Below are 19,392 nucleotides of genomic sequence, written 5' to 3'. Positions count from 1 at the left end.
TAAGAAACAAATGAAGGAGGAAACACCATGGAATGCAGGACGGGATGTGCCGCATGTTGTATTGCCATATCCATATCATCACCGATTCCCGGCATGCCTGAAGGCAAACCTGCTGGAATGCGATGCATCCAACTGACGGACGATAATCGCTGCGGTATATTCGGTCAGGCCAGCCGCCCGGCGGTATGTAGTGGATTGCAGGCTGAGGAAGAGATGTGTGGCCGCACCAATCAGGAAGCATTTCATATTTTGACACAGTTGGAACGGCAGACAGCACCGGGCCTAAGATGAAGGACTTGTTTGATTATAGAAGGTTAATTATACTTAATATGGGATAATATTGATTGTGGAAGGGGGATTAATAATGGATTGGATGAAACGTCTAGTGAAAGTCGTTGGCCATATGATGAGCGATCTGTGGATGGGGTCTTATCGCCGCAACTCCGATCATTACGATGAACAAGCTCCAAGTCCAGAAAATAAACCGAGATATTACACTTTTGTTGTTCTAGCAACGGTGGTCACCTTGGGTATTGTCGTTCTTATGTATAATCCAAAATACTGGTAGGTCATTAAAAGGCAATAATCAAAAAAGAGAGTATCCTATGAATGCTGTAGCATGAGGATACTCTTTTTTAAGTTGTTTATGATTACGATCTGTCTGCAAGAACAGCAACAGAGGGCTTGGGCTCTCTAAACATAAAGAAGTACATCAGGGAAGAGATGACGTATAGACAGCCTGTAATGCTGAATGTAATTGCGTATCCCCAATAGGTTCCATATGTAGTAACCAGATATGACTGTACTGGTCCCATTGTGGCCCAGCCAATCATAAATGAAGTTTGCATCATAGAGTTGGCAATCCCGCGGCGTTTATCCGAGATCTGATCCACTAATATGGCGGAATGAATTGGATTAGCAGCATTCATGAGAGCTTGTCTGAACAAAAAGCTGACGGATGCAATAAAAAGCAGGTTCGTAAAGCCTGTGAATAACAGGAAGGGTAACGATAATACTTGAAAAATAACTACAGCTCGCACACTGCCAACTTTGGCAGCTAACGTTGGGCCAATCAGCATGGATACAATGGTCATAATCTGACCGAGTGCAATCAGGATGCTCATGCCGCTTAACGATACGTCGAAGCGATTCGTAAAATACAAATTCAGATAAGGCACAACGAGCCCTGATCCTAACCCGATCAGCAACTGTGTCACAATGAACTGACCAATCAGCTTGGTATCTCTTTTTTTAATACGTGTGTCATCATCAATGGGCAATGGTGTAATCACAGCATGGGTAAGCTCTGCTTCAGCCCCCTGAATAGATTGTTGGCGAGGCTGAAGCTGTTTCGAGTTTACATCTGTGCGAGACTCCTGATTTTCGGTTACAAAAAGCAACGGGATAAATGCAGAAAGAGTCGCCGCTCCGCCCATAAAAAGCACGGTTTGCAGACCAGTCACTTTGGCAAGTCCGGCGGAATGAAGCACATCTGCAAGGACGCCGCCGCCAAGGCTTCCTAGAACCTGTGAAGCTAATACCAAAGAGGAATAATAACTGAACATTTTGAGGCGCTGGCTTTTTTTGACGTTCTCTGCGAGATAAGGAATGGCGAGTACCTGAAAAACACCAGCAAACAAGCCGGAAAATACAGCAAACCAGATCAACCCGCTCGCGGCATAATCGAAGGATCGTCCGATTAGGAAAGCACCGCTGAAAAGCGCCCCGATAATCAACAGTTTTTTGCGGCTGAACTTGTCACCGCTAAATCCAATAGGAATGAACATCATTGCTGTAGCAAGAGATTGGATACTGACAATTTGACCATTCATGGTGTCATCGTAACCTAAGCCTTGAATGTACAGATTATAAAGAACCGAGAACATGCCATTTCCGATCTGATACAGCAGACTTGCCAGAAAGAACAGTTGAATATTGCGAGACCACCCGCCAATTTCAACATGAATCTGTCGTAAAGCTCTCAAGTAACTCCCTCCAGTCTGCCTGTGCAGTGATACCAGTTTAACAGGAAAGGCAGATTTTCGGAAGAATTGACCACTGTTTATTTTGTTGCAGGGGAATCTGTGACACGAGCAATCACAAATCCATCGTATCCTTTACTGCCTACGGTTTGCAGTGCCGTGGCTTCAAGATGGGGGTGATCTCCGATGCATTCGAGAAAGGTTCGAACGCCTTGAACTCTTGGGTCTTCACTGTCAGAGTGAATGACTTCCCCATCCCTGATAATATTATCTCCGATGATCAAGCTTCCTGGTCGTGTCAGACGTAAAGCCCATCTCAGGTAATCCGGATTACTCGGTTTATCAGCATCGATGAAAATCAGATCAAAGGGTTCAGGGTACTCTTCCTTAATGTCAGGGAGGGAGGTTAATGCCGGGCCTACTCGAAGATCTACTTTGTGCATGAGTCCAGCTCGGGTCAGATTGGCTTGTGCAATTTCCGCATGTTTAGGTTCTGACTCCAGCGAAACAATTCGTCCATGATCAGGCAGAGCTCTGGCCATCCAGATGGTGCTGTAAGCACCTAGAGTTCCAATCTCCAGTACACGCGAGGCCCCTTGTATTTTCAGCAATAGCTGAAGGAACTTTCCTTGGTTTGGGGTGACATCATGTGACGGTAGTCCCGCTTCAGCATTGGCTTCAAGTGCAGCTTGCAAGTCTTTGTCGTTTGGAAGAAGAAGGCTGTTTAGATAATGATCGACCTCATTCCAACGGGCGGGCTGGTTAACCTTGCTATCGTTCAACTCATACTTACTCATTACACATCTTCCTTTCTATGTTGCTGAATTCGTATTTCTTATAATTCAACTATAGAGATGATTGACATATAAATAAAATATATATTTTGTATGTTAATATATAATTAAGTTATATATATTATAATGAATGAAAGCTGGATCAGTTCGTCAGTAAGCAAGAAAGAGGAGAAGATCTATGAACTTGCATGGATTACGATTGTTTCACGCCATTGTGAGGTACGGCGGAGTTACCCGGGCTGCGGAAGAATTGAATATCAGTCAACCTGCGGTATCTTCTCAAGTAAAACGGTTTGAGCGTGAACTAGGCATAGGGCTGTTTGGTTCCGAAGGAAGAAAGCTTGTACTCACAGATGCAGGGAAACATTTAATGGAATATGCCGAGCGTTTGTTCATGCTGGAACAGGAAATGGAACAATTTGTAGAGGACATGAGGGAGGGGAAAAAAGGACTGATTCGTCTGACAGCTACATACTTGCCGTCCAATTTTTTGCTGCCGAGTTGGATTGCCACGTTCAAGCAGACACATGAGGATGTTGAGCTTGTCGTATGCACAAGCAATACACAGATGGCTTTTGACCAGTTGCTGCGTTATGAAGCAGAGATTGCGATATACGGAGGTAGTGGAGTCAGTCATCCGGGTGTGCATTGGGATGAGTTATTCGAGGATGAAATGTGGTTTGTGGTGCATCCAGACCATCCGTATGCAGGTCAAAACATTACCTTGCACGAGATGATGGCTGAGCCATTCATTATGCGTGAGAAAGGCAGTGCAACACGAGAACGACTGGCTGCCTTGTGTACAACCAATAACCTGCCCTCCCCACGAATAACACTTCAGTTCAACGGATTGAACGAAACGATTAGCGCAGTAAAGGCAGGATATGGTGCTAATTTCATCTCATCCCTTGTTGTAAGAGAGGACGTTAATCAAGGCAAACTTGCCCGTGTATATGTACAAAACGTACAGTTACAGAATACGATTGCCATCTGTACACGGGCAGGAGAACAGTTGTCGCCAGCGGCAAGACAATTGGTTCAATGGATCAGGCAAGAAGCACTTGCAATGCAATCTTAAATAAACTGCTCGGTATTGTGAACGTTTTTCAGCAGCACATAATCGCAAGATGTTCCTCACTCCGGATTACGATGTAGCTCTAGCTCTTTGCCCCAAGACGAGAATCTTGCCTGGAGCGTTACGCCAGCAATAACCAGTACGGGAACCCAGACCGCTATTAGGGACACATGATGGAAAAGCAATGCTGCGACGATGACCCCGCCGAGATAGATCACAACTGCGCCTGCACGCAGATAGGCGTCAGTGGATAGCGCTTTGATCAGGGAGCGGATATTGGCATGTTTTAACCGATGAAGAATGCTTACAGCATCTTCAATCACGGCTGCCAGATTATTGGTGAGCACCGTAGTAGAGATTCCCGCAATACCAATCCGCCGGGCAGCCGTTGTTTGCATTCCCATGGCGACCGCAAGCAGTACAATTAACAAATAGGATAATTGCTCGGAAAAGGGACTGATCATCAGGATTGCAAACAGCAGAAGTAGTATGCTTTCAACGGAGAATACGGCAGTAACCCGCGGGGACCAGCCATTTATGGTTTTTACCTTTCCAAGCATATGTGCCGCGATTGCATTCCCTGCAATAAAACCGATGAGGGCGAGCAAAGCTCGCATTACAACAAATTCTTGAGCACGGGCAATCGCAATGCCGAGCAGCACGATGTTTCCTGTCATATTAGCTGTGAGAACATGCCCAAGTCCTAGATATCCGATGACATCAACCATACCGGCTGACATGCAAAGCAGCAGCATGGCGTATTTCTGGAGATGGTTCTCTTTCATATTTTCTCGTCCTTTCCATAAACATAACTCTTCCAGTATACAGCTATGTTCCTGCTTTCATCAAAATGAAATCTTGAACAAGGAGTCACAACGACAGATCCAAAATTCGTTTATTCGTGTCAGATGTTTTATAATAATATAGAAGACATGTCATAAGACCAGCGTTCGTATGATCGTATAATGCTGGTTATCAAATCATAGAGGTGTCAGAAGAAAGGAAGAAATTGATGATGAATGCTCCGCATCCAATAGACCAATTTAAGAAATTCAAATATGAGATTACACGCTTTATGATGATCTATAAATTTGCTCTGGATCAGATGGAAACCAAAATCGAAGTGTTGAAGGAGGAGTTTCAGTCCCTTCATGACTACAGTCCGATTGAACACACCAAGTCGAGATTGAAGTCTCCCGAGAGCATTATGAACAAAATGTTCCGTAAAAACCATGAGCTCACGTTTGAGAGCATTAAGAAGAATATTAAAGATATTGCTGGTGTACGTATCACATGTTCGTTCATTTCGGATATTTATCGAATTAAGGATATGCTGTGTAATCAAAGTGATTTGCGCGTGCTGGAAGTGAAGGATTACATTCAAAATCCGAAGCCAAACGGGTATCAAAGTTTGCATGTGCTCGTTGAAGTTCCGGTATACATGTCTAATGGCGAGGAACGCGCCTGTGTGGAAATTCAGATTCGTACCATTGCGATGGATTTCTGGGCTAGTCTGGAGCATAAAATTTTTTATAAATACAACAAAGACGTTCCTGAACATTTAACGAGAGAACTTAAAAATGCGGCAGACTCGGCCAACGCATTGGATCAACAAATGGAACGGTTGCACCGTGAGATTCAGGAGATCAAGGACGCCGATAATGAGCGGGATGAAGAGGAACTACGCCGCATTATTATTAATAATCAGCAGTTTACCTTGCCGAACAACTTGCTAAGATTGCTTGGAGGCGGAGAGGACTAAGGATGAGCACTAGAGCACAAGCTGAAGGCAAAGGAAATGTTTTGGATGAAAAGTAAACCTGCGTCATTACACATCCCTGCTACGCCGCGAGTGAGAATGGCGCTAATTCTCGGGACGCTGTCGGCCTTCGGACCGTTGTCTCTGGATATGTATCTGCCAGCCCTGCCTACGCTGGCCGATGAATTTAGCTCGTCCACTTCGTACGCTCAGCTCAGTCTGACAGCATGTATGGTCGGGCTTGCGCTGGGACAGTTGCTTGCCGGACCATTAAGTGACGTGCGAGGTCGCAGAATACCGCTGATTGTCGGACTTGTACTCTATACCATTGCATCCGGATTATGTCTTGTTAGCCCAACGATGGGCTCCTTTGTTGCGTTACGCTTCATTCAGGGAATGGCTGGAGCGGCGGGCATTGTCATCTCGCGTGCGGTAGTCAGGGACGTATACGAAGGTCCGGAACTGACCCGTTTCTTCTCTCTGTTGATGCTTGTTAACGGAGTCGCTCCTATCGCAGCACCGATAATAGGCGGACAAATACTAACGTATACCTCGTGGCGAGGCGTATTCATTTTGCTCAGTCTGATCGGTGCACTAGCGCTGCTGGCGGTCATTTTTGGGCTGGGCGAGACACTTCCTGCGCAAAAAAGATCAAGCGGAGGGCTAAGGCAGACGTTGCTGACGTTTGGAAAAATAGCGAGAAATCGCCGTTTTATGGGATATGCTTTAACCCAAGGTTTCGCAATGGCAGGTATGTTCGCTTACATATCGGGATCACCATTTGTGCTTCAAAAAATATATGGAGTGTCGCCTCAAATGTTCAGCATATGTTTTGCAATTAACGGACTTGGTATTATTCTCGCTAGCCAGATTGCTGGCCGGCTTGCAGGTAAAGTCTCGGAGACTCGGCTGTTAATTGCTGGATTACTTACGGCAGCTGCGGGAGGAACATCCTTGCTTATTGCGATTCTGGCTGGAGGCGGACTAATTACCGTGTTAATTCCATTATTTTTGGTCGTGTCCAGTGTAGGGTTAATTAATACGGCATCGTTTGCACTGGCTATGGCGGATCAGGCGAAATCCGCTGGAAGTGCATCAGCACTAATTGGTGTCATGACCTTTTTATTAGGCGGTCTCGTTGCTCCACTGGTTGGACTTGGAGGAGAAGAGACAGCTGTGCCAATGGGGGTTGTGATTGCCTGTGCTGATCTAGGGGCGTTACTTCTGTATTTCGTCATGATAGGCAGAAACGAATCGAAACAGAACAGCTACACATCTGTATAGTGCTCTATTTGTTATAAACACGAATTGCCCGCATGGAAGCATAGTTTCCAAGTGCGGGCAATATTTTGTTTATCAGGACAGAAACCCTGAAAAAGTATAGCCTCTAGCAGAGGGCAAATAAAATCTGGGTATTCAACAGAATTCCTGGTGTCTGGAATGGATAGAAGTAGCCAACGACAAAGCCAAAGAGGTTAATGGCAGGCCACATCAGATACACATCATTATACGTGAACACGAGGGACCAGCGGTTATAACAGAAGTTTTGGAGCACACGTTGTTCTTGGTCACGTGGTGCGGCTGCACCCGTCTGGGCAAATTGAACGGCTTGTGTCAGGCTTTGCGGCTGCTGCTGAAGGAACAGTGGCAGAAGACCGGGAGTGCTTTTGATGAGATTATATAGAAATAACATCTCGGCAGGCGGCTGACCGACTGGACGTGGATACGCACTAAGCAAGGAAGGCAGATTCCCTTGTGCTAGCTGTGCAGGTACACCTGGAGTTGGCCCCGGGCTTGGACCTTGGCCTGGTATACCTCCAGGGAAAAATGGGCCCGCAGGAGTTCCTCCGCCAGGAATAAATGGTGGATAAGAGCCTGGACTTCCAGGAATGCCTGGTGGAGTCTGCCCTCCTGGAAGACTGCCTCCACCCGGGAAGAACGGAGGGAATTGAATCGATCGATCTTCTCCATAACCTGTATAACGACTATCTCCGTAACCTGCATAAGTGGAATAAATATCATTCATCTTCAGAAACATCCTTCCTGTCATCTATTCTGAAAACAGCATATGACGGCTTTCGCCCATGTGTGATTCTGTGAAAATATGTCTTGCTGCTGAATGAAAGCAGCGAAAGTGAAAAATGGAATGTTGAACAAGATTCATGCCTGACATGTTCGGCTAATCGTTTTTTGTTTTTATGGACGGTATGCATATATAATAACGATGAGGCAAGTTAAGGGGATGAGGATAAGCCTCATGCAAGCAGGAAGGGGACTTTACATATGTATTCATTAAATCCGGAAGAACTTACGCCTAAAGATAACTATAAATTAATGAGCGGTTCGATTGTGCCACGTCCAATTGCTTTTGTAACTACACTTTCGGATCATGAAGGCGTAATTAACGCAGCACCGTTCAGCTTTTTTAATGTGGTGAGTTCTGATCCGCCGTTGTTGTCCATTTCGATTGGACGCAAAAACGGGACCATGAAGGATACGGCACGTAATGTTCTCGCCCATAAAGAACTCGTTGTGCACATTTGTGACGAGAACATCATTGAAGACGTGAATGAAACAGCAGCTATATTGGAGCCACATGAAAGCGAATTGGAAAGAACTCGTCTGACAACTATACCTAGTTCCGTGGTCGCTGTACCCGGAATTCAGGAAGCGCTGATTCGGATGGAGTGCAAGTTGTATCAACATATTCCGATCTCTAATGACGAAGGCTTGCCTGTAAGTGATCTGCTTCTGGTTCGGATTGTCCAATATCATTTTAGCGAGCAGGTTTATCTTGCAGACAAAGGGTACATCTTGATGGATCAGTTAAAACCGGTCAGTCGTCTGGCAGGTAACGATTATGCCAAACTTGGTGATCGATTCACCGTCATTAGGCCCGAATAATTGGATATGTAATGAAACAGTAAGGACGAACAGCCCCATGCATCACATGCATGAGGTTATTTGTCTTTGTTTCATTACAAACATAATCATGTCTGTTCGTGAATAGACTTGAACTACATAAAGCATATCTCATAGTGTTGATGATCCATAAGAAAGATTAAATTTTATATGCAGAGGAGCTTGGGTATGGGTTATCGAAGGCTAGCTTCCCTCATCAGCCGATATCCGCGGTTTATTATAATCTGCTGGGTGTTTATCATCGGGATGTCAGCCGCTTGGGCGTGGAAGTTGCCTGATCTGGTTCAGGATCACGGATTGAAGCTGGTACATGGACAGGCTCAAGCCGTAGAAAAAATATTGGAACAGGAATTTGGTACTCCGCCTGATCCGGTGGTGTTGCTTTTTAATAAACATCCGAATACTTCTGAGATGGCGTTCAGGGCGTGGATACAAGAACGTCTTGCGGTTGTTCGTACCTTGCCAGCCCTATCTTCCATTATTTCTCCTCTCGATGCGAATACACAAGGGGAAATGATGCGTGAAGATCAGGCTTATGCACTGATTAATATGGATATTGAACCTCATCATATGAGAGTGCCATTAGCTCAATTACGCGAGCTCCTCGAAGTGGACAAGCAAGCTGATCGGCCCGGAACCGTTCAATTGACAGGAAAATCAGTTGTGCAACAGGATGTTAATCGATTGAGCTTTCAGGATTTGGAACGAGCTGAGCTCGTGGGGTTACCGATTGCACTATTCGTGCTTTGTTTTGCATTCAGGGGGCTCTACGCAGCTTGTATTGCCGTGATGATGGGTATCAGTGCAGTGATTACAGCGATGGGAATAACGTCTCTACTCGGTTACTATCTGGAGCTGTCCAACTTTGTTATTAACGTGATTCCAATGGTTGGAATGGCGCTTAGCATTGATTTTGCACTTATTTTTTTGAGCAGGTACAGGGAAGAACTGCAGCGGAGTTACGTAAATAAAGGAAAGCTCAACTTCGAGTGTAACAACGTCATTCAGCAGGTGCAGTATGAGCTATTGCGGCAGACATTGCGCACAGCGGGAAGAGCCGTGCTGTTCTCAGGGGCATGTGTGTTCTTGGGGTTGCTTGGGCTGCTCTGGATCAGGCTACCTATGTTCCTTAGTGTATCGCTTGGGGCTATGATCGTTCTGGTGCTTTCATTGCTGTTGAATATCACCTTGTTGCCTGCCATTCTTTCCCTAAATGCGAACCGATTATTTGCACGTTTATTGTCTACATCCAGTATTTCAAACCAGCGAACAACGGATAAGAGAGTTGAAAGCAACTTTTGGCACCGCTGGTCAGCGATGGTCATGAAGCGCCCTGTATGGATGGGACTTGCAGGTACAACACTTCTGTTATGGTGTGTGTTTCCCGTTACACGGATGGATTTGTCCGTTCCTGATGCTTCTTCGCTACCTGCACGAATGGAGTCACGTCAAGCTTCAGAACAGATCGAGCGTAACTTTGGACAGGAGCATATCTCATGGGTGGATATCATCATTGGGGAAAAGGGAGTGCCATTAACAGCATCGCATTGGGAGATGGCTAACCACAAAATTGCCAAGCTTCAACAGGATAGAAACGTGGTGAGCATCAACTCTTCAAAAAACATATCGAATTCTTTTATCCGGATAACGGTGGGTGTATATAGAGCAACAGGTTCAGATGAGTTGAAAGAATGGCTCTGGGAGACAAGGGCGGATGATGTAACAGCCGGGCAAGTGGGCATTCCGATTCGTTATGGCGGTGAAGCGGTTGATGAGGATGAAATCATGCATGAAATTGTGCAGCAGTTGCCCAAAGTGCTGGTTTTTGTGGTGGTAAGCAATTATCTGGTGTTGCTCATGGCATTTCGTTCCCTGCTCATACCTCTGAAAGCCATTCTGATGAACCTGTTAAGCCTGGCGGCTTCCTTTGGCATACTGGTATGGGTGTTTAACGAAGGACACCTGGGTATGGAACCGTCGGCTGTGGCGATTATGATCCCGGTTTTTATTGCTGGACTGGTATTTGGCATATCCATGGATTACGGTGTTTTTATGCTCAGCCGAATTCAGGAAGTGTACAGAAGAACAGGGGACAGCGACAAGGCTGTTCAACAAGGACTGGCTTCCACAGGCCGTTTAATTACATCTGCAGCAAGCATTCTACTGGCTGTAACGGTTCCTTTTGCATTCGCTGAAGTCGAAGGGGTAAGACAGTTAGGCATTGGGATCACAGCAGCTGTATTCATTGATGTTACCGTGATCCGCCTCGTACTTGTCCCTTCCTTAATGAAATTGATGGGAAGATGGAACTGGTGGCTGCCTGGTCAATAACCATGAAAGCTAAGAAGAAACTTGAAGAAGATCGCTTGTATGTACACAAACGGATAAGAAAATTTCAAGGGCAACACATAGAGGATATTCCGAAGCCTGAATCAGGGTAGGGAGTATCTTTTTTTATTTAAATCAACCCCTACTTTTTAAAGTTAACCTTGTATTCAACTGAAGTATAATCTCAATAATATCGTTCAGAGGAAAAAAAACTGTCAAATTTAGGGTGAAAGTGACTTATATTATATAACTCACATGATGAATATTCTATTATTTGGTTGTATTAAACATTTTTTAATGATTTTATTCAAATAAAGGAGGCTGTGGTTGGTTTTTTGTAGGATACTTTCATTTTTCCAAAAACAATTTATGGGGAGGAAAAAAACATGGATCAACAAATTGGTACAAACAGTTGGTTGTGCAGTGTTACTTGCTTCGGAGGTTGTTTGGTGGGTTGTGCAGCAGGATGTGCAGTGGATGGACCGGTGCCGATCTCGGATGTCATTGGTGCAACGGCAGTTAATGCAACAGCAACAACGGTTTCTACAGGAGCTACCAAGTCAGCATTATAGAGTAGATGTATATCAATTGAAATCTCAACCATTTAATTAAATTTGGGAGGGAGTAAACATGGATCAACAAATTGGTACAAATGGCTGGCTCTGCAACGTAACTTGCTTTGGGGGATGTCTAGTAGGCTGTGCTGCAGGATGTGCAGTAGATGGACCAGTTCCGATCTCCGATGTCATAGGGGCAACAGCTGTCAATGCAACAGCCACAACCATTACTTCAAGTAAGACAAGCTCTGCACTTTAAGTTCTGAGCTGTCGGTGGGGACATTCCGAATACGAGGTGCGGGATGTCCTCTTTAGTACATTTTAATCCAAGTTAAGGTGGGCTGCATAATGAATAATATAGGTGTATTTGAAACCAGGCAGGGAAGCAAATACATTTTCGATGGTGCAACAAATATGGTGCTCTCCGCAAGCGAAGAGCTGGCTCATACGATTGAGAATCACGACAAACTGGACAGAGACCTTATATATGAAAAAGCAGATTTGCCATTGAGGCAACTTATGAAAAAATGGGATCTTTTCAATCTGCATGAGGTGGAGCTTAGTCAAGATATGATTTTAGATGAGCTTAGAACCTATCCTTATCCGCAGATGATCCTTGGACTTACGGAGAATTGTAATTTGAGGTGTAAGTACTGTATTTTCTCTGGAAATTATGAGGAAATGAGAACACATACGTTTAAACGGATGGAGAAAGAGACTGCGTTAAAAAGCATACAAAAGTATATCGATTATATTGAGGAATGGAAGGGATATGCTCCAGACAAGCAGCCAGTTATTTCATTCTACGGCGGTGAGCCGCTTCTCAGATTTGATCTCATCCAAGAAGTTGTCTCATATGTAAAGCAAACGGGTTTCAAGACTATGTTTTCTATGACGACAAACGGAACATTACTTACAGATCGCATTATTGAATTTTTAGTCACGCATAACGTCATGATTTCAGTCAGTTTAGACGGTTCGAAGGAAATGCATGATAAAAATAGAGTTTTTGCAAATGAGCAGGGAACGTTTGAGGTTGTCTATGGGAATATTCGCAAGTTGCTTGCAGAAATCAAGAGGCAGGGGAAGGAACAGATTCTCCCTATGATGATACTTAGCTGTTATGAAAATGAAACAGATATGGTTGCGATGAACGATTTTTTCGTACGTGAAAAACATCTTTTGAAATCGATGGGCGGAAGACTATCCAAAATTTTGGATACTGAACTGGGTGAGAGTGGAGCTGTTCATGAGAGTATGTCTGTACTACTCAATGAATATCTTCAGGAAATCACTACACCAAATAATGAGGATCGGGTTCCCGAGCTCTTCTTCAAAGAAAGGCTTTTCGGTTCCAGTCTTAAAGTGAGCCATAACCGTAACATTAATCCATATGGCAGAAACTACTCTTCAATCCTTGGTAACGCCTGTATCCCGGGAAGTCGAATGTTCGTAGACGTGGACGGCACCTTTCATATGTGTGAGAAGATAAGTTATCAATTCCCGATTGGAAACTGCGAAGAAGGTCTAGATATTAACGCGATCAGTCGAATCGTTGAAAAGTGGAGCGAGAAATTTACAGCGCAATGTAAAGAATGTCCCTATCAATCGATTTGTGGACTATGTTACGCCAGTTGCGCTTCAGGAGATAATTTTGATATAGAAAGTATTTGCACAACAAGAAGAACAGATATTGAGAGGCAGCTGTCTATCTTATACAGCACGCTGGAGCAGAATCCAGATGCTATGCGTGATTTTTCAGCACATAAAGACAGTATCGACCGTAAGTATGATTCGTTTCGTTTTGTTATGGATAAATGCTGAGGTCGTTCCTGCAAAGGGACATACAAATGGAGGTGTCTAATGTGTATTTTAAAACGGGATCACATTGTTACATTGTACAGGGGGAGCGTCAAGCTTCATTATATGATTTGAGTGAAAATAAGATGTTGAGGATATCACCAGCAGACGCATTAATGCTGCTTGAATTGAATAGGGGCGTACCTGTCGAACAGGTAGACAACATAAATTACATTCTGCTCTCGCAGCTTATAGATCAAGGTATGGGTAACTACTATTCCCATAACGCTTATATTGAAAAGGTTCGTTTTGGCCTTCCGCCATCCATTCGAGATTTTGCCAAGAACAGAGTAAGAGTATCCAATCTGTATCTCAACATTAACGATGAATGTAATCTGGATTGCAGTTTTTGCAATACGGATAGCGTGGTGCACCGAATGACCGGTTGCAAACGTTATGATGGGTTCAATCAAAATAATCTTATGGAGGAGAAGGACTATCGTATCGTATTGCAGCAGAGTCATAAGCTGGGATGCAGATCATTGCATATCATTGGTGGAGAGCCGTTGTTGCAGTGGGATCTTCTCTCTGTCATTCTCGCTGAGGCACGTCAAGTCGGTTACAGTAATATCTTTATCTATACGAATTTAATGGACGTAGGAGAGCTGAACTGGGAAGAGTTAGCCGGTGCCAGCTTGGTTATCCATGCGTCCTCCCATAATCAGGATTTAACTAATCGTATGATAGGAAATCATCCTGATTTCTCAAATTTCTACGAAAATATGAATAAATTGAAAAATACAGGAATTTCCTTCTATTTTAATGTAGTATTGAATAAAATAAACTATATATTTCGAGAGGAGATTGTAGACTTCTATAAACATTTCAATCCATTGGGTATGCAGCTCAGTTTTATTCATGAAATTGGAGAAGATCCGGTGTATAATGAGCTTTTATTTAGCGACAAGGGGACTCAAAGCTGCTTTACAGACCTTAGTTTTTTTCATAACGTCGACTTTCATCCTTGTTTGAATGGCAAGTTGTCTGTATTTCGAAACGGCGATGTAACGGTGTGTCCGATGATGAGAAATGAAACGATTGGGAATGTGTTGAAAGACTCTTTCAAAAGGATTGCTGATCAACGAGACTACCAAGAGTATTGGACGTATACGCTGGATAAAGTAGATTCTTGCCGGAGCTGTAGCTCGCGGTATGCATGTTCTGATTGCCGGGCGATCGAGAGTAGTGCAGGTGGATCATTATCCTCCAAGGTGTATTGTAAACAAGCTTTAAAGGAGAGCTTGGTATGAACAATTTAATTATGGTTTTAAGTATTGTGGCCATAGGGATACTAACTGTCTTTCTGAACAGGAAGGTGAAGAACAAAAGCAGGATGAGCATGATTCTGGCCATCGTTTTTGTCCTGTACATTGCAACATTTATGATTATTGGCATGTTTAAGAATTAATGATGAAAAAAATGTTTAGCAACCTTATGTACCTCAGGCCGTATCTTGAGGGCAGCAGGTTGCTTCTGATACTCTCTTTTGGAGCTTTGGCAATGGTATCTTTAATTGCGATGCCAATTCCGCTTATTACAGGAAAAATTATCGATAATCTTTCTTCGTCACAGGGAACGACGTATTTTCTCTATCAACAGGTCATCATTATTATATGTCTTCATGTCATAAGATACGTTCTCTCTCTTTTCGGTAAATACTATATTGTCAAGGCGGGAACACGTGCTTCGAATGAGCTTCGAATGAAGATGATTGGACATACGGTAGATATGCCCATGGAGTTCATCGACAAACATGATAAAGGTTATCTGATGTCAAGGATTTCAGAGAGTGGAAGTATAGGGAGTCTTTTTTCTCCATCTGTAATTAACATTCTCATTGGGGTATTGGACGGTGTAATCTCGGTTATTTTGCTTGTGCGAATCCATTGGAAGCTATCGCTTATTGTTCTGGCCATTATTCCTCTATATGTTGTTGTTACTGTCTGGTACAGTCGACGGATGAGTGATAGCACAAGAAAAGTCAGTGAAAGCTCAGCTGAGATGGCGGGAGTTATGTTTGAGACCCTTAACGGAATTGAGGAAATTAAAGTTCAGGGGGCCAAGCAGCGCTACATATCACGGATTTGTACCAAAACGGATCAGGTCATTACTGCGATTCTGAGACAGAACAGAAACATTAACGGATACATGGAAAGTTCTTCACTTCTCAGTTCCTTATCCGGAGCTATAGTATTACTGTTCTCCGGGATCATGATTTTGGGGAAAACGCTAACTTTAGGTGAATATGTATCTTTCACAGGTTACCTTGCAAAAGTACTGGGAAATGTCCAGGCTGTGGCTACCTTTGGAGTAACTATCAATCCTATAATGGTTAGTATCGATAGAGTAAGGGAGTATATGGATAATAAGGATGAGGAGTTTGGAAGACGCATGGTTCTCTCCGAACCTATTCATTCGGTTAACATTCATAATATTTCCTATGCGTATATTTCCGAAAATGAAAAGCGATCTGTACTGGATCAGCTTAATGTCAACCTGTTTACAGGTGATATCGTTATTTTGAATGGAGCCAATGGCTCGGGCAAAACCACCTTTGTTAAATTACTTCTAGGTCTTTACCCTGTGAATAAGGGAACGATCCTTTATAATGGCATGGATATATCATGTCTTAAGTTATCTGATCTGCGCAGAAGAGTTTCCTACATATCACAGAAGACCTATTTGTTTCAGGGTACGATTCTTGACAACATACTTCCGAATGCTCAGCCGCAACAACTAGTTCATCTGAGAGCATTGCTGGTGAAGTATCAGCTTCAACCATTTATCTCCGATTTCCCAAATGAATTGCATACGGAAATCGCCCATGGAGGGGCTAACCTTTCAGGTGGTCAGAGACAGATGATTGCCTTTTTGAGAACGGTGCTTGCGAATAAAGAAATGGTAATTTTAGATGAGCCGACAGCGAACATGGATGCTGTCATGAAGAGCAGAGTCATTCAAATGATAGAGAATGAATCGTTCTATACGATTTTGGTTGTCATCTCCCATGATCCCGATTTGTTCTATTTAGGCAAACCTTTGAATCTCGGAGAGTCATCTAGAGAGATGGTGGGCAACAGCTTTACATGAAAATGAAGACCCTTCGTGGTCATCCTTAGAGGGGGGAAATTATGGGATCTCAGATTATTGAAACACGCGGATTAAATCTGAACTTGCAGGGCAATCATGTACTCAAAAATATAGACATCACTACGCACTCCGGGCAAATATGCGCTTTGATCGGGGAGAACGGGGCGGGCAAAACGTCAACGATTCGCTGCATTACGGGACTATACCCTCCAACGACCGGGGAATGTACCATTTTTGGCGAGTCGGCGTATAACATGAGCCAGAAGAACAGGAACCGATTTGGTATCGTGTTTGACGAGGGAGGGCTGTATAGTGAAATGTCGGCCTGGGAGAACGTCCTTTTTTTTGCAAGCCTGCGTGGAATGGAAAAAGATAAAATTGCAGAACGCTACAACAGACTTGTGCAACATTTCGAATTAAAGACTGCTTTGAAAGTCGGACGTTTTTCCAAAGGCATGAAACAAAAGCTTATGATTATACGTGAATTAGTGCACGAACCTGAGCTGCTTATTCTGGACGAGCCTTTTAACGGCCTTGATCCGGACTCCAAAATTTTTTTAAGAGACAAACTCAGTGAAATCTGTTCCGGGCAGGGCACTTCGATTCTCATCAGTTCTCATGATTTATTCGATTTAGAGAAGATCGCGGATCAGGTTATTATGATACACCAAGGCCGAATTGTAGCAGATCAAGCACTTCAGACCATCACTGGAATCACCGAACGTTACATTGTTACCTGTGACAACCCACAACTGGTGGTGAGTATTCTTCAGGATATTGAAGGAATTACGGTGGTGAATCATAATGAGCAGTCTGTGACGTTTATGGTTGAATCGGAGGTTATTCAACAGCCGTTGCAAGTTCTACTGCAGCATGGCATAGAAATTCAGGAATTTTTCAAGGAAAAAAGCTCATTGGAGGACTTTTACAGAACAACGAAACAAGCAGCTGTACAAAACTAACGGATAAAGTAATCTTTTTGGGGAAGGGAGAGGCTGTACTTGCTGCCGTTATTAAGAAAAGATGTACAAACCCTCAATTGGAAAAGGTCATTGACCATGCAAGTATTGATGTTTGGAATTTTTTTTGTGTTTACGATTGGTCAACTGGGGGAGTTGGAAGCAAGTCTGGGTTTGACGATCGATGGACTTGTTCCACTGCTGCACAAGTTGAATGAAACCCGGGAACATCGTGTCATGTTTACCAATACTTTGATTGCTGTTGGTCTCCTGTCTTCTGCATTGGTATTTGCATTGTATGTCGGTATTCCTCACGTTCTCCAGTTTTTCACAAAAGAAAAAGCTGAGAAGAACTTGAGTTTTCTGCTTGCGGTCGTTTCCAAACCCGGTAAAATCATGCTGGCAGTGTGGTTATTTGCTTTAATTCGTGTCGCAGCTATGGCTATCATTAATGGTGTTCTAATCTGGCTTATCTTTACTCTGCTAGGGTTTAGATCGGTGTGGTCGACGAGTCTTTTCTCTTCGGGTCTGACTATTGTTTTGTGTATAGCTGCTTTTTTGTATATGGCCAATGCTATTGTCTGGGCTACCAATGGAAGTGAAACCGTGCTGAAAATCTTTAGAATATTCATTCTGGTTGGCATTGTTGCAGCATTTCCAGCGGTTAACTATCTTCGGATGGATTTCAGTTTTCTGGACTTCCGTTATGTAGCATATAGTGGAATTATCTGTATCGTGGCAGCGCTCGTGTCACAGTTTCTGATGAGGTTATTCAAAGTTGAAAAAATCGTCTAGATGATGATTAATGTTATTTTTGAGTTTAATACAATGAATTCTCATTTGATCCAGAATGGGAATTCATTTTTTATATACATAAGAGATTCCTTATTTTTACTTTTAGTTCTATAATGGATAAGAATATGAGAAAACAGGTCAACCAATGAATGTAACCCACGACAAACAGGAGGACACAAGCTCATGCAGGATATTGATAACTACCTGTACCAACAAACCAGCCTTCGCGGCCGCTCCGTTTATGATGCAGATCAGGATTTTACAGTATGGCAAACTCAACTGCGTACCCATGTCCAGGAACGGCTGGGCGATTTTCCGGCGGTGCCCGTTGCATTGAATCCTGTCGTACTGGAACATGTTCCGTGTGATGGTTACATCCGGGAGCGGATTGAGATCACAACCTACACCGGGTTACGGATGCCCATCTATCTTTTGATTCCTGAACATGTAAGCGCTACCGAAATGAAGAGACCTGCTATTGTTGCTTGCCATGGTCATGGGTACGGGAGTCGGGAAATCTGTGGTATGGAACCGGATGGTTCACCGCGGGTAGGGGAGCCGGGATTGCACAAAGATTTTGCAGTCGCTCTTGTGAAGCGTGGATATGTTGTTGCTGCTCCAGAGCTACTTGGGTTTGGGGACAGAAGGCTGGATGAGGATCGTGAAGCACCGCCAGGGGCAAGTTCCTGTACGAAGATTGCTGCCCACCTGCTTATGGTAGGTCAGACACTTGCAGGACATCGGGTATATGAAACAACGCGTGTATTAGATTATTTATCGACTCGGTCAGAAGTGGATTCAGAGCGGATTGGAAGCATGGGCATCTCCGGTGGGGGACTGGTTACTGCCTTTACAGCAGCCCTGGACAAGCGATGTAAAGCTGTCGTGGTCAGCGGTTATGCAAGCACGTTTCATGGCAGCATTCTGGACCGCAATCATTGCCTCGACAATTATATCCCGGGGATTTTGCTGGAATCAGAACTTCCGGATATCATCGGTCTGATTGCTCCGCGTCCTCTCTTTCTGGAGATTGGAAGTGAGGATCTTGTTTTTCCACTTCATTCGGCGCGGGAGGCCCATGAACGGTTGAAAATGATTTATGAACATGCTGGTGCAGTACCAGCACTAGGTGCAGATTATTTTGACGGTGGACATGAGATTAGCGGTGCAAAGGCATATAATTGGCTTGAACAGGTATTGTAATTTTCTTTGTAATATTTCATCATGATCTGCATTCGGAGGGATACTAAACGTATCATTTTAATTCGAGA

At 43.8% G+C, this 19,392-nt stretch carries 20 protein-coding genes; 16 read left to right on the top strand and 4 right to left on the bottom strand.

The features are described 5' to 3' along the window. The first annotated feature begins 27 nt into the window (after positions 1-27). Positions 28-291, top strand: coding sequence for a YkgJ family cysteine cluster protein (locus tag AB4Z30_RS04855; protein WP_441923807.1), 264 nt, complete (start codon positions 28-30; stop codon positions 289-291). A 73-nt stretch (positions 292-364) separates the two neighbouring features. Further along, on the top strand, positions 365-568 hold the full coding sequence (locus tag AB4Z30_RS04850) for a hypothetical protein (protein ID WP_441923805.1): 204 nt from the start codon (positions 365-367) through the stop codon (positions 566-568). 82 nt (positions 569-650) lie between these two features. Here the strand turns inward: AB4Z30_RS04850 and AB4Z30_RS04845 are convergent, their stop codons facing one another. Beyond that, a complete protein-coding gene (locus tag AB4Z30_RS04845) occupies positions 651-1,985 on the bottom strand; it encodes an MFS transporter (RefSeq protein WP_441923803.1) in 1,335 nt (444 codons plus the stop codon). A gap of 77 nt (positions 1,986-2,062) precedes the next feature. Continuing rightward, positions 2,063-2,779: an O-methyltransferase gene (locus AB4Z30_RS04840; RefSeq protein WP_441923801.1), complete on the bottom strand. Its 717-nt coding sequence runs from the start codon at positions 2,777-2,779 to the stop codon at positions 2,063-2,065. 175 nt (positions 2,780-2,954) lie between these two features. Between AB4Z30_RS04840 and AB4Z30_RS04835 the strand changes: the two genes are divergently transcribed. Next, a complete protein-coding gene (locus AB4Z30_RS04835; RefSeq protein WP_441923799.1) occupies positions 2,955-3,854 on the top strand; it encodes a LysR family transcriptional regulator in 900 nt (299 codons plus the stop codon). Between the two features lie 56 nt (positions 3,855-3,910). Here the strand turns inward: AB4Z30_RS04835 and AB4Z30_RS04830 are convergent, their stop codons facing one another. Next, positions 3,911-4,636, bottom strand: coding sequence for a YoaK family protein (locus AB4Z30_RS04830; protein WP_441923797.1), 726 nt, complete (start codon positions 4,634-4,636; stop codon positions 3,911-3,913). A gap of 230 nt (positions 4,637-4,866) precedes the next feature. Here AB4Z30_RS04830 and AB4Z30_RS04825 point away from each other — a divergent pair, with 230 nt between their 5' ends. Next, positions 4,867-5,613 (top strand): GTP pyrophosphokinase, encoded by a 747-nt coding sequence (locus AB4Z30_RS04825; protein ID WP_441924213.1) that lies wholly within the window; start codon positions 4,867-4,869, stop codon positions 5,611-5,613. Positions 5,614-5,658: 45 nt separating this feature from the next. After that, positions 5,659-6,894 (top strand): multidrug effflux MFS transporter, encoded by a 1,236-nt coding sequence (locus AB4Z30_RS04820; protein ID WP_441923795.1) that lies wholly within the window; start codon positions 5,659-5,661, stop codon positions 6,892-6,894. 103 nt (positions 6,895-6,997) lie between these two features. Here the strand turns inward: AB4Z30_RS04820 and AB4Z30_RS04815 are convergent, their stop codons facing one another. Beyond that, positions 6,998-7,636, bottom strand: a complete 639-nt coding sequence (locus AB4Z30_RS04815; protein WP_441923793.1) for a hypothetical protein — start codon at positions 7,634-7,636, stop codon at positions 6,998-7,000. 257 nt (positions 7,637-7,893) lie between these two features. Between AB4Z30_RS04815 and AB4Z30_RS04810 the strand changes: the two genes are divergently transcribed. The 11 genes from AB4Z30_RS04810 to AB4Z30_RS04760 all read left to right on the top strand — a co-directional run bounded on the left by AB4Z30_RS04810 (position 7,894) and on the right by AB4Z30_RS04760 (position 19,324). Then, complete coding sequence (locus AB4Z30_RS04810; RefSeq protein ID WP_441923791.1) at positions 7,894-8,514, top strand: flavin reductase family protein; 621 nt, start codon at positions 7,894-7,896, stop codon at positions 8,512-8,514. A gap of 186 nt (positions 8,515-8,700) precedes the next feature. After that, positions 8,701-10,863: an MMPL family transporter gene (locus tag AB4Z30_RS04805; protein ID WP_441923789.1), complete on the top strand. Its 2,163-nt coding sequence runs from the start codon at positions 8,701-8,703 to the stop codon at positions 10,861-10,863. 383 nt (positions 10,864-11,246) lie between these two features. Then, complete coding sequence (locus AB4Z30_RS04800) at positions 11,247-11,432, top strand: hypothetical protein (RefSeq protein WP_123063757.1); 186 nt, start codon at positions 11,247-11,249, stop codon at positions 11,430-11,432. Positions 11,433-11,490: 58 nt separating this feature from the next. Further along, on the top strand, positions 11,491-11,676 hold the full coding sequence (locus AB4Z30_RS04795; RefSeq protein WP_123063756.1) for a hypothetical protein: 186 nt from the start codon (positions 11,491-11,493) through the stop codon (positions 11,674-11,676). An 89-nt stretch (positions 11,677-11,765) separates the two neighbouring features. After that, positions 11,766-13,241, top strand: coding sequence for a radical SAM protein (locus AB4Z30_RS04790; RefSeq protein WP_441923787.1), 1,476 nt, complete (start codon positions 11,766-11,768; stop codon positions 13,239-13,241). A 41-nt stretch (positions 13,242-13,282) separates the two neighbouring features. Continuing rightward, positions 13,283-14,527: a radical SAM protein gene (locus AB4Z30_RS04785; protein WP_441923785.1), complete on the top strand. Its 1,245-nt coding sequence runs from the start codon at positions 13,283-13,285 to the stop codon at positions 14,525-14,527. Beyond that, the gene (locus AB4Z30_RS04780; protein ID WP_441923783.1) at positions 14,524-14,685 is read left to right on the top strand and encodes a hypothetical protein; all 162 of its coding nucleotides are present in this window, start codon (positions 14,524-14,526) and stop codon (positions 14,683-14,685) included. The genes AB4Z30_RS04785 and AB4Z30_RS04780 overlap by 4 nt, the downstream gene beginning before the upstream one ends. Next, positions 14,685-16,367: an ABC transporter ATP-binding protein gene (locus tag AB4Z30_RS04775; RefSeq protein ID WP_441923781.1), complete on the top strand. Its 1,683-nt coding sequence runs from the start codon at positions 14,685-14,687 to the stop codon at positions 16,365-16,367. Before AB4Z30_RS04780 ends, AB4Z30_RS04775 begins: the two co-directional genes overlap by 1 nt. Before the next feature lie 41 nt (positions 16,368-16,408). Then, positions 16,409-17,329, top strand: coding sequence for an ATP-binding cassette domain-containing protein (locus tag AB4Z30_RS04770; RefSeq protein ID WP_441923779.1), 921 nt, complete (start codon positions 16,409-16,411; stop codon positions 17,327-17,329). Between the two features lie 96 nt (positions 17,330-17,425). Beyond that, complete coding sequence (locus AB4Z30_RS04765) at positions 17,426-18,121, top strand: hypothetical protein (protein WP_441923777.1); 696 nt, start codon at positions 17,426-17,428, stop codon at positions 18,119-18,121. A 183-nt stretch (positions 18,122-18,304) separates the two neighbouring features. After that, entirely contained in the window at positions 18,305-19,324 is a 1,020-nt protein-coding gene (locus AB4Z30_RS04760) for an alpha/beta hydrolase family protein (RefSeq protein ID WP_441923775.1), read from the top strand. The last annotated feature ends 68 nt before the right edge of the window (positions 19,325-19,392 follow it).

It is taken from the genome of Paenibacillus sp. 2TAF8 (assembly GCF_052114825.1).
Taxonomy (GTDB): domain Bacteria; phylum Bacillota; class Bacilli; order Paenibacillales; family Paenibacillaceae; genus Paenibacillus.
This window is presented reverse-complemented; position numbering and strand designations above follow the sequence as displayed.

What these genes read in the sequence shown, in the direction of transcription:
- AB4Z30_RS04800 (WP_123063757.1), top strand. Translation starts at nt 11,247, where the DNA reads ATGGATCAACAAATTGGTACAAACAGTTGGTTGTGCAGTGTTACTTGC.
- AB4Z30_RS04805 (WP_441923789.1), top strand. Translation starts at nt 8,701, where the DNA reads ATGGGTTATCGAAGGCTAGCTTCCCTCATCAGCCGATATCCGCGGTTT.
- AB4Z30_RS04830 (WP_441923797.1), bottom strand. Translation starts at nt 4,636, where the DNA reads ATGAAAGAGAACCATCTCCAGAAATACGCCATGCTGCTGCTTTGCATG.
- AB4Z30_RS04815 (WP_441923793.1), bottom strand. Translation starts at nt 7,636, where the DNA reads ATGAATGATATTTATTCCACTTATGCAGGTTACGGAGATAGTCGTTAT.
- AB4Z30_RS04780 (WP_441923783.1), top strand. Translation starts at nt 14,524, where the DNA reads ATGAACAATTTAATTATGGTTTTAAGTATTGTGGCCATAGGGATACTA.
- AB4Z30_RS04835 (WP_441923799.1), top strand. Translation starts at nt 2,955, where the DNA reads ATGAACTTGCATGGATTACGATTGTTTCACGCCATTGTGAGGTACGGC.
- AB4Z30_RS04790 (WP_441923787.1), top strand. Translation starts at nt 11,766, where the DNA reads ATGAATAATATAGGTGTATTTGAAACCAGGCAGGGAAGCAAATACATT.
- AB4Z30_RS04765 (WP_441923777.1), top strand. Translation starts at nt 17,426, where the DNA reads ATGCAAGTATTGATGTTTGGAATTTTTTTTGTGTTTACGATTGGTCAA.
- AB4Z30_RS04825 (WP_441924213.1), top strand. Translation starts at nt 4,867, where the DNA reads ATGAATGCTCCGCATCCAATAGACCAATTTAAGAAATTCAAATATGAG.
- AB4Z30_RS04855 (WP_441923807.1), top strand. Translation starts at nt 28, where the DNA reads ATGGAATGCAGGACGGGATGTGCCGCATGTTGTATTGCCATATCCATA.
- AB4Z30_RS04840 (WP_441923801.1), bottom strand. Translation starts at nt 2,779, where the DNA reads ATGAGTAAGTATGAGTTGAACGATAGCAAGGTTAACCAGCCCGCCCGT.
- AB4Z30_RS04810 (WP_441923791.1), top strand. Translation starts at nt 7,894, where the DNA reads ATGTATTCATTAAATCCGGAAGAACTTACGCCTAAAGATAACTATAAA.
- AB4Z30_RS04770 (WP_441923779.1), top strand. Translation starts at nt 16,409, where the DNA reads ATGGGATCTCAGATTATTGAAACACGCGGATTAAATCTGAACTTGCAG.
- AB4Z30_RS04850 (WP_441923805.1), top strand. Translation starts at nt 365, where the DNA reads ATGGATTGGATGAAACGTCTAGTGAAAGTCGTTGGCCATATGATGAGC.
- AB4Z30_RS04760 (WP_441923775.1), top strand. Translation starts at nt 18,305, where the DNA reads ATGCAGGATATTGATAACTACCTGTACCAACAAACCAGCCTTCGCGGC.
- AB4Z30_RS04775 (WP_441923781.1), top strand. Translation starts at nt 14,685, where the DNA reads ATGATGAAAAAAATGTTTAGCAACCTTATGTACCTCAGGCCGTATCTT.
- AB4Z30_RS04795 (WP_123063756.1), top strand. Translation starts at nt 11,491, where the DNA reads ATGGATCAACAAATTGGTACAAATGGCTGGCTCTGCAACGTAACTTGC.
- AB4Z30_RS04820 (WP_441923795.1), top strand. Translation starts at nt 5,659, where the DNA reads ATGAAAAGTAAACCTGCGTCATTACACATCCCTGCTACGCCGCGAGTG.